Origin of the sequence: Micromonospora sp. NPDC050276 (assembly GCF_044459545.1) — a bacterium.
In the GTDB taxonomy this organism is placed as follows: Bacteria; Actinomycetota; Actinomycetes; order Mycobacteriales; family Micromonosporaceae; genus Micromonospora.
In genome coordinates this window covers 524,653-532,935 of sequence record NZ_JBITJA010000005.1, presented here as the reverse complement: position 1 = coordinate 532,935, position 8,283 = coordinate 524,653, and the positions used below count along the sequence as shown (strand labels likewise).

Sequence of the window (8,283 nt, the reverse complement as noted above, 5' to 3'; positions counted from 1 at the left end):
GATGGCGCCGCCGGTGAAGGCGAGGCCGGCGGCGGTCAGGGCGGTCTTGCGGATCAGATCGGTACGCATGATGGCGTGCTCCTCTGCATCGGGGGGAAGTCCGCGCGGCACTGTGGGGGGTGCGTGCCGGTGCGGGGAAAGTTCGCGGGGGTTCTGCCCGGCGGCCCTTGAGGGCCGGCGTCGGGACAGGGTGTAACCGTTCGCGGCGGCCGGTCATTCCGCCTGCCCAGGGGCCGGCCGTGCTGCTTGGCCCGTGGGGTGCTTGGCCCGTGGGGTGCTTGGCCGGTGGGGTGCTTGGGCCCGTGGGGTGCTTGGCCGGTGGGGGTTGGCCGTGCCGGGGGTGTAACCGGGGCGGCCGGGCGGGTGTTCCCCGCGGCTGCCGCGCACCACGAACCCGAGGGTCGCGGTGGCATGCCAGGTATAACGACCCCGCCGGGCCGCCGATTCCACCCCCGGGGTGGCTCCGACCACCCGACACCAGCGGTCAAACCAGACAACCCGCCCACCCGGCAACCCCGGGCACGACGGACGAACCCCGTGATCGACTCGGGTTCCCGGAAACCGGGGTGTCCCGGTGCCGGGGATACCCCGACATCACGAAACACGAGTGGATCACGCCGGTCTGCGCCGTTCGCGTGCCGTGACCGTCCGGCCCAGGGCGGAGCGCCGTGCAGGCCCCGGCTGGCCTGAAGGTAGGACCTTGCGGTCCGACCCTGCCCGGGTCAACGCTCCACACGGCACGGCACGGCACGGCACGGCACGGCACGGCACGGCACGGCACGGCGGACGAACCCCGTGATCGACTCGCGTTCCCGGAAATCGGGGTGTCCCGGTGCCGGGGATACCCCGACATCACGAAACACGAGTCGATCACGCCTGGGCTGCGCCGAATGCGCTGTCTGCGGCGTTCGCGCATGGGTCTGGTCCGGGTCCCGGGTCGGCGCGGTCGGGGCGGACCGGACCCAAGCCGGAGCGTGGCGGTGGGTGCGCCCTATCTGGGATCAGGTCGGTGGGTGCGCCCTATCTGGGATCAGGTCGGTGGGTGCGCCCTATCTGGGATCAGGTCGGTGGGTGTGCCCTATCTGGGATCAGGTCGGTGGGTGTGCCCTATCTGGACCAGGCGGCGGGTGCGCCCTATCTGGTATCAGGTGGCGGTGGGCTCGCCCTATCTGGGATCAGGCGTGGCGGGGTCGGTGTGGGGCGCGGTGCGCTGGGTGGGGATGGTCGGTGTGGTTGGCCAGGGGATCTCGGGTGCGCGGTGGAAGGTGATCCCGGCTGTGGTCCAGCGCGGCCCCTGGGCGGCCAGGCGGTGGCGGAAGCCGGCCCAGTCGTGGGTCTCCCGGGGCGACCAGCCGAGTTCGGCGATGGCCGGGAGGCGGGGCAGGAGCAGGAGCTCGATGTCGGCCAGCGAGGTGACCGATTCGGTCCAGAGCGGGGCCTCCACACCGAGCACAGCCTCGGTGGGTACGCCGGCGACGTGTGTGCCCGGATCCCAGTCGTACGCCTGGCGCACGTCGATGAGGCCGGCCCAGTCGTGCCCGATCGGGGTGTCCGGGGCGTACTTCATGTCGAGGTAGGCGTGGTTGCCGGGGGAGACGATCAGTCGGGCGCCCCGACGTACGGCGTCGAGGGTGCCGGGGTCTTCGCCGTTCGTGCCCCACCACTGCAGGACCCGCCCGTCGAGGTGGGCGGCCGGCGCGAGCTGGTGCCAGCCGACGACGGTCTTGCCGAGGCCGGCAACGATGCGCTGGGCTCGCTCGACGAAACCGGTGTAGACCTTGCCCTTGACCTTGAACGCTTCGTCGCCGCCGATGTGCAGCCACGGGCCGGGGGTGAGCGCGGCGACCTCGCCCAACACGTCGGTGACGAAGTCGTACGTCCGCTCGTCGGCCGGGTCGACGTAGCTGAAACCGACCTCGGTGCCGGTGTACGGCGGTGGTGCGGTCTTGTCTGGGGCCAGTTCCGGGTACGCGACCAACGCCGCGTTGGTGTGCCCGGGGAGGTCGATCTCCGGGACGACGGTGATGTGGCGGGCTGCCGCGTAGGCGACGATCCGCGCGTAGTCGGCCTTCGTGTAGTGCCCGCCGGGGCCGCCGCCGACCTCGGTGGTGCCGCCGACCTCGGCCAGCTTCGGCCAGGAGTCGACGGCGATCCGCCAACCCTGGTCGTCGGTGAGGTGCAGGTGCAGGTGGTTGAGCTTGTAGCGGGCCAGGTGGTCGACCACCCGCAGCACGTCCTCGACGGCGAAGAAGTGGCGTGCGACGTCGAGCATTGCGCCCCGGTAGGGGAACCGGGGTGCGTCGGTGATGGTCCCGCCGGGCAGCGCCCAACGTTCGGTGACCGGGGCGGGGCTCTCGATCGCGGCTGGGAGCAGCTGGCGCAGCGTCTGTGCGCCGTAGAAGAGGCCGGCGGCGGTGCTGGCGGTGACGCGTACCCCATTGGTGGTGACGTCCAGCCGGTAGCCCTCCGCGCCGAGGTCCGTGGTGTCGTCCAGCATCAGCGCGATGCCCCCGGCGGGCGCCGGCGCGGTGGCGTCGGTCACCGGCAGCGGGTAGCCGGTGGCCGGGCGCAGGAGTTGGGCGAGCTGCTCGGCGACCGCCAGCGCGGCGGGGTCGGCGCTGGCCACGATGACCGCTTCGGCGGGCAGCGTCCAGTCCTCGGTCGGATCGGAGTGGACCCGCTGCGGCGTGGGAACGACGTCGGCCAGCCGGTGCGGGGCCGACGGGGCGAGCAACTCGCCCGCCGCCCGCTCGGCGGCCTGGGCCAGCGTGGCCGCGTCCGGTTCCCGCGCCGGCAGCGGCACCGCGCTGGTGGCGGGGACGGCGGTGGGGCCGGGGGAGGGGGTGGTCGACACGGCGGCGACTCCGGGGTGTATTCGCGTCGGTTATGGCAAAAGTGAGGTTCACCGGCTGGCGTGTCGTCAAGCGTACGACGCTCGGCCGGGATGCGTGATGGTGCGCATGGAAGCGTTCCCAAAAACCGGTACGAACACGGATAGTCGTGATGGCTGTGCCAATTGTCACCGAACGGTCCCAGGTCACTCGATGTTCGCTTAACCTTCGCCCACCGAATGGCGTCGACCCCGGGATTGCCGGTGGTCCGTTTCGGGGAAGAAGAAAACTGAACCTTCGTTAAGTGTCAATCCGGCGCGTGTGTTGTGGAGGCTCTGGTGGCAGCGCAAGAGACCGTCGATCACAAGTACGTCTACGACTTCTCCGAGGGCAACAAGGATCTCAAGGACCTGCTCGGCGGCAAGGGGGCCAACCTCGCCGAGATGACCAACCTGGGCCTGCCCGTCCCGCCCGGCTTCACCATCACCACCGAGGCGTGCCAGGCGTACCTCGCGACGGGACGGGAGCCGGACGGGCTCGCCGGTCAGATCGAGGCGCACCTGGAAGCGCTGGAGCGGGCGATGGGCAAGAGCCTCGGCGACCCGCAGGACCCGCTGCTGGTGTCCGTCCGCTCCGGTGCCAAGTTCTCCATGCCCGGCATGATGGAGACCGTCCTCAACGTCGGTCTCAACGACCAGAGCGTGGAAGGTCTCTCGGCCCAGGCTGGCAAGAACGACCGGTTCGCCTGGGACTCCTACCGCCGGCTCATCCAGATGTTCGGCAAGACCGTCTGCGAGGTGCCGGGCGAGGAGTTCGAGCACGCCCTCGACGAGGCCAAGAACGCCAAGGGCACCCACAACGACCTGGATCTGGACGCCGACGACCTGCGCGGGCTGGTCGACGCGTACAAGAAGATCTTCCTGAAGCACACCGGTCGGGAGTTCCCGCAGCAGCCGCGTGAACAGCTCGACCTGGCCATCCGCGCGGTCTTCGAGTCGTGGAACGCCGAGCGCGCGGTGCTCTACCGTCGCCAGGAGCGCATCCCGGCCGACCTCGGCACCGCGGTCAACGTGGTGAGCATGGTCTTCGGCAACCTCGGCCCCGACTCGGGCACCGGGGTCGCGTTCACCCGTGACCCGGCCAGCGGCGCGCAGGGCATCTACGGCGACTATCTGGCCAACGCCCAGGGTGAGGACGTCGTCGCCGGCATCCGCAACACGGTGCCGTTGCAGGAGTTGGAGCAGCTGGACAAGTCCTCCTACGACGAACTGTTGTCGATCATGGCTCGACTGGAGGAGCACTACAAGGACCTCTGCGACATCGAGTTCACCATCGAACGCGGCAAGCTCTGGATGTTGCAGACCCGGGTCGGCAAGCGCACCGCTGCCGCCGCGTTCGTCATCGCCGGGCAGCTCGTCGACGAGGGCCTGATCGACCTGGACGAGGCGCTGCACCGGGTCAACGGCGCGCAACTGGCCCAGCTGATGTTCCCCCGCTTCCAGCTCGACCACGAGTTCCAGCCGGTCGCCAAGGGCATCGGCGCCTCGCCCGGCGCGGCGTCCGGCAAGGTGGTCTTCACCTCCGCCCGGGCCGTCGAGCTGGCCGCCGAGGGTGAGTCGGTGATCCTGGTGCGCCGGGAGACCAACCCGGACGACCTGAACGGCATGATCGCCGCGAAGGGCATCCTCACCTCGCGCGGCGGCAAGACCAGCCACGCCGCCGTGGTGGCCCGGGGGATGGGCAAGACCTGTGTCTCCGGCGCCGACGAGATCGAGGTGAACGTGCCGGCGAAGCGGTTCACCGTGGCCGGGCAGACCGTCAACGAGGGCGACGTGGTCTCCATCGACGGCACCACCGGCAAGGTCTACCTCGGCGAGGTGCCGGTCATGCCCTCCGAGGTCGTGCAGTATTTCGAGGGCAGCCTCGACCCCGAGCACATCGACAACGCGCTGGTCCGGGCCGTACACCGGATCATGACGCACGCCGACGGGAAGCGGCGGCTCGCGGTCCGCACGAACGCCGACACCGGCGCGGACGCGGCCCGGGCCCGGCGCTTCGGCGCCGAGGGCATCGGGTTGTGCCGCACCGAGCACATGTTCCTCGGCGATCGGCGGGAGCTGGTCGAACGGTTGATCCTGGCCCGGGCCGAGGGGGAGCGGGAGGCGGCGCTGGCGGCGCTGCTGCCGTTGCAGCGGGCCGACTTCGTGGAGATCTTCCGCGAGATGGACGGCCTGCCGGTCACCGTCCGGCTGATCGACCCGCCGCTGCACGAGTTCCTGCCGCCGCTGGAGCAGCTCGCCGTCAACGTGGCAGTCGCCCAGGAACGCGGCGAGGACGTGGCCAAGGAGGAGGCATTACTCGCCGCCGTCCGGCGGATGCACGAGGAGAACCCGATGCTCGGGCTGCGGGGCGTCCGCCTCGGCCTGGTCATCCCCGGCCTGTTCGCGATGCAGGTCCGGGCCATCGTCGAGGCGGCGGTCGAGTGCGCCCAACGCGGCGGCGACCCCAAGCCGGAGATCATGGTTCCGCTGGTCGGCGCGGTGCAGGAGCTGGAGACGGTACGCGCCGAGGCCGAGAAGATCATTGCGGAGGCGACCCGGGAGAAGGCGGTCGACGTGCTGATCGGCACCATGATCGAGGTGCCCCGGGCGGCGCTGACCGCCGGGCAGATCGCCGAGGCGGCCGAGTTCTTCTCCTTCGGCACCAACGACCTGACCCAGATGGGCTGGGGCTTCTCCCGCGACGACGTCGAGGGCGCGTTCTTCTGGCGGTACCTGGAGCTGGGCATCTTCGGCATCTCGCCGTTCGAGTCGATCGACCGCGACGGCGTCGGCCGGCTGGTGCGGATCGCCGCCGAGGAGGGCCGGGCCGCCCGGCCCGGGCTGAAGCTCGGCATCTGCGGTGAGCACGGGGGTGACCCGGACTCGGTGCACTTCTTCGACGAGGTCGGCCTGGACTATGTGTCCTGCTCGCCGTTCCGGGTGCCGGTGGCCCGGCTGGAGGCCGGTCGGGCGGTCGTGGAGAGCGGCGGGTCGGACAGTCGCTGACGCACGTCGGCGGCGGCTCGGTAACCCGGCCGCCGCCGGCGCTCAGATCGGCGGACGACGCCAGGTGGGTCGGGACGAGCGGCGCAACTGGGCCGGCAGGGTCGCCATCGGGGTACGCGTGGCCAGCGGGGCGTGCGCGTCCGGAATGGAGGTCGCACCGATGCCTCCGCCGCGAACGTCCAGAAACGAGCCTGCCCGGCGGGCCACGGCGTGCGCCTCCTCGTGTAACGACTCCAGATTGCCCGGGGCCGACACGGTGACGAGGGTCAGCAGGGCGCTGCGCCCGGCCGGGTAGGTCACCACGCAGCCGGCGGTCGTGCAGACGACGGACTCCCGGAACTCACCGTGCCGGACGGTGTCGGCCACCCGGTGCGCCAGCCCGAAACTGGCCGCGGCGAGCGCGGCGAGATGGGTGGCGTCGGTGCTGGGCAGGTCGCTGGAGATGAGCAGCCCATCGGTGCCGGCCAGCACCGTGCCGGCGATGTCGGGTCGGCGTTGGCGCAGGCCGCGTAGCTCCGTTCCCATCACCGTGTCTGCGTCCACGAGCGTTACCCCTCACCGGTCGGCTCTGCGTGTCAGTCGGCTGGTCACGTTCCGCGCTGGGAACGCTACCGGGGGCCACTTCCGGCCGCGAGCCCGTAACCCTCGGCGATCGGTTGACAACTGGGGGCCAATCGGTGGTTGTGTGCCCCTCGTCGATGCGTCGTCGCCCGGACGAGCGGCCGTGCCGGGCGTAATCTTGGCTCGCTCGCACACGGCCGATTGGGCACGTCGCCGAACGGGAAGGGTGACTGAATGACCAGTGTCTGGGAGAGCCTGACTGTCGACGCCCGTGATCCGGCCCGGCTGGCCCGGTGGTGGGCCGAGGCGCTCGGCTATCAGATCGTCACCGAGAAGCCGGACGGCGTGGAGATCCGCCAGTCCCCGGACCAACTGCCTGCCCTGTTCTTCGGCCCGGTGGCCGAGGGCAAGGAGCGCAAGAACCGGCTGCACCTCGACCTGCGCCCCGCCAACCAGGAGGCCGAGGTCGAGCGCCTGGTCGACATGGGCGCCCGGCACGTCGACATCGGTCAGGGCGACGTCGACTGGACGGTGTTGGCCGACCCCGAGGGCAACGAGTTCTGCGTGCTGCATGCCCGGGAGGAGTGACGCGGCGGAGGCGCGGTTGGTCGAGGAGCCGCCCAAGGACACCGGGCATCGCCGGTCGCCGTACGAGCGCGACCGGGCCCGGGTGCTGCACTCGGCGGCGTTTCGCCGACTGGCCACCAAGACCCAGGTACACACCGCCGGCACCGACGACTTCCTGCGTACGCGGCTGACGCACTCGCTGGAGGTGGCCCAGATCGCCCGGGAGATGGGTGCCCGGCTGGGCTGTGACCCGGACGTGGTGGACGTCGCGGGGCTGGCCCACGACCTCGGGCATCCGCCGTTCGGGCACAACGGCGAGGCGGCCCTGGACCTGCTCGCCACCCCGTGCGGCGGCTTCGAGGGCAACGCGCAGACCCTGCGGGTGTTGACCCGCCTGGAGGCGAAGGTGCTCGCCCCGGACGGTTCGTCCGCCGGGCTGAACCTGACCCGGGCGTCGCTCGACGCGATCGGCAAGTACCCCTGGCCGCGCCGGCCGGGGGAGCGCAAGTTCGGGGTGTACGCCGACGACGCGGGCGTCTTCGACTGGATCCGAGCCGGCGCGCCCGGTGACCGGCGCTGCCTGGAGGCCCAGGTGATGGACTGGGCCGACGACGTCGCGTACTCGGTGCACGACGTCGAGGACGGCATTCACGGCGGGTACGTCACCCTGCACCCGCTGCTCACCGACGCCGACGAGCGGGCCGCGCTCTGCGCCGACGTGGCCGCCGCCTATTCCGGGGAGTCCGCCGACGACCTGGCGGAGGTGCTTGTCGACCTGCTGGCCGGCCCGCTGCTCGCCCCGCTCGTCGGGTACGACGGCAGCCATCGCGCGCAGGTCGCGTTGAAGGCCACCACCAGCGGGGTGACCGGGCTGTTCGTGTCCGCGGCGGTGGCCGCCACGGAGGAGCGTTTCGGACCGGGCCCGCACCGTCGCTACGGCGCCGACCTGGTGGTGCCCCGACTGGTCCGGGCGCAGTGCGCCCTGCTCAAGGGCATTGCACTGCGGTACGTGATGCGTCGCAGCGGCTTCCGGGGCCGCTACGAGCGGCAGCGGACGATGCTGGCCGAGTTGGTCGCCGCGCTGGTCCGGCGCGCGCCGGAGGGGCTCGACCCGATCTTCGCCCCGCTGTGGCGGGCCGCGCCGGACGACGCGGCCCGACTGCGGGTGGTGATCGACCAGGTTGCCTCGCTCACCGACTCGGCGGCGGTGACCTGGCACACCCGGCTGGTGGGCGGCGGCGCACCGCCGGTCGACCACCAGCCAGCTTAGGCTAGCC

At 71.4% G+C, this 8,283-nt stretch carries 5 protein-coding genes; 3 read left to right on the top strand and 2 right to left on the bottom strand.

Going from position 1 to position 8,283, the window contains the following annotated elements; genetic code table 11:
• Positions 1-1,165: 1,165 nt before the first annotated feature.
• Positions 1,166-2,875 (bottom strand): beta-N-acetylhexosaminidase, encoded by a 1,710-nt coding sequence (locus ACIBF8_RS13930; RefSeq protein WP_396783137.1) that lies wholly within the window; start codon positions 2,873-2,875, stop codon positions 1,166-1,168.
• 294 nt (positions 2,876-3,169) lie between these two features.
• Between ACIBF8_RS13930 and ppdK the strand changes: the two genes are divergently transcribed.
• Positions 3,170-5,878: a pyruvate, phosphate dikinase gene (gene ppdK / locus ACIBF8_RS13925; protein ID WP_396783093.1), complete on the top strand. Its 2,709-nt coding sequence runs from the start codon at positions 3,170-3,172 to the stop codon at positions 5,876-5,878.
• A 42-nt stretch (positions 5,879-5,920) separates the two neighbouring features.
• Here ppdK and ACIBF8_RS13920 read toward each other — a convergent pair whose 3' ends face one another.
• Positions 5,921-6,421 carry a roadblock/LC7 domain-containing protein gene (locus ACIBF8_RS13920; protein WP_396783091.1) on the bottom strand — a complete coding sequence of 167 codons (501 nt, stop codon included), beginning with the start codon at positions 6,419-6,421 and terminating at the stop codon, positions 5,921-5,923.
• 252 nt (positions 6,422-6,673) lie between these two features.
• On the opposite strand from ACIBF8_RS13920, the gene ACIBF8_RS13915 reads away from it, so the two are divergent.
• Both ACIBF8_RS13915 and ACIBF8_RS13910 read left to right on the top strand, forming a co-directional pair.
• Entirely contained in the window at positions 6,674-7,027 is a 354-nt protein-coding gene (locus tag ACIBF8_RS13915; protein WP_396783089.1) for a VOC family protein, read from the top strand.
• Complete coding sequence (locus ACIBF8_RS13910) at positions 7,011-8,276, top strand: deoxyguanosinetriphosphate triphosphohydrolase (protein WP_396783088.1); 1,266 nt, start codon at positions 7,011-7,013, stop codon at positions 8,274-8,276. Before ACIBF8_RS13915 ends, ACIBF8_RS13910 begins: the two co-directional genes overlap by 17 nt.
• Positions 8,277-8,283 lie beyond the last annotated feature (7 nt).

Excerpts from the sequence above, each read along its gene's own strand:
- ACIBF8_RS13910 (WP_396783088.1), top strand. The coding sequence starts at position 7,011 with ATGCCCGGGAGGAGTGACGCGGCGGAGGCGCGGTTGGTCGAGGAGCCG.
- ACIBF8_RS13915 (WP_396783089.1), top strand. The coding sequence starts at position 6,674 with ATGACCAGTGTCTGGGAGAGCCTGACTGTCGACGCCCGTGATCCGGCC.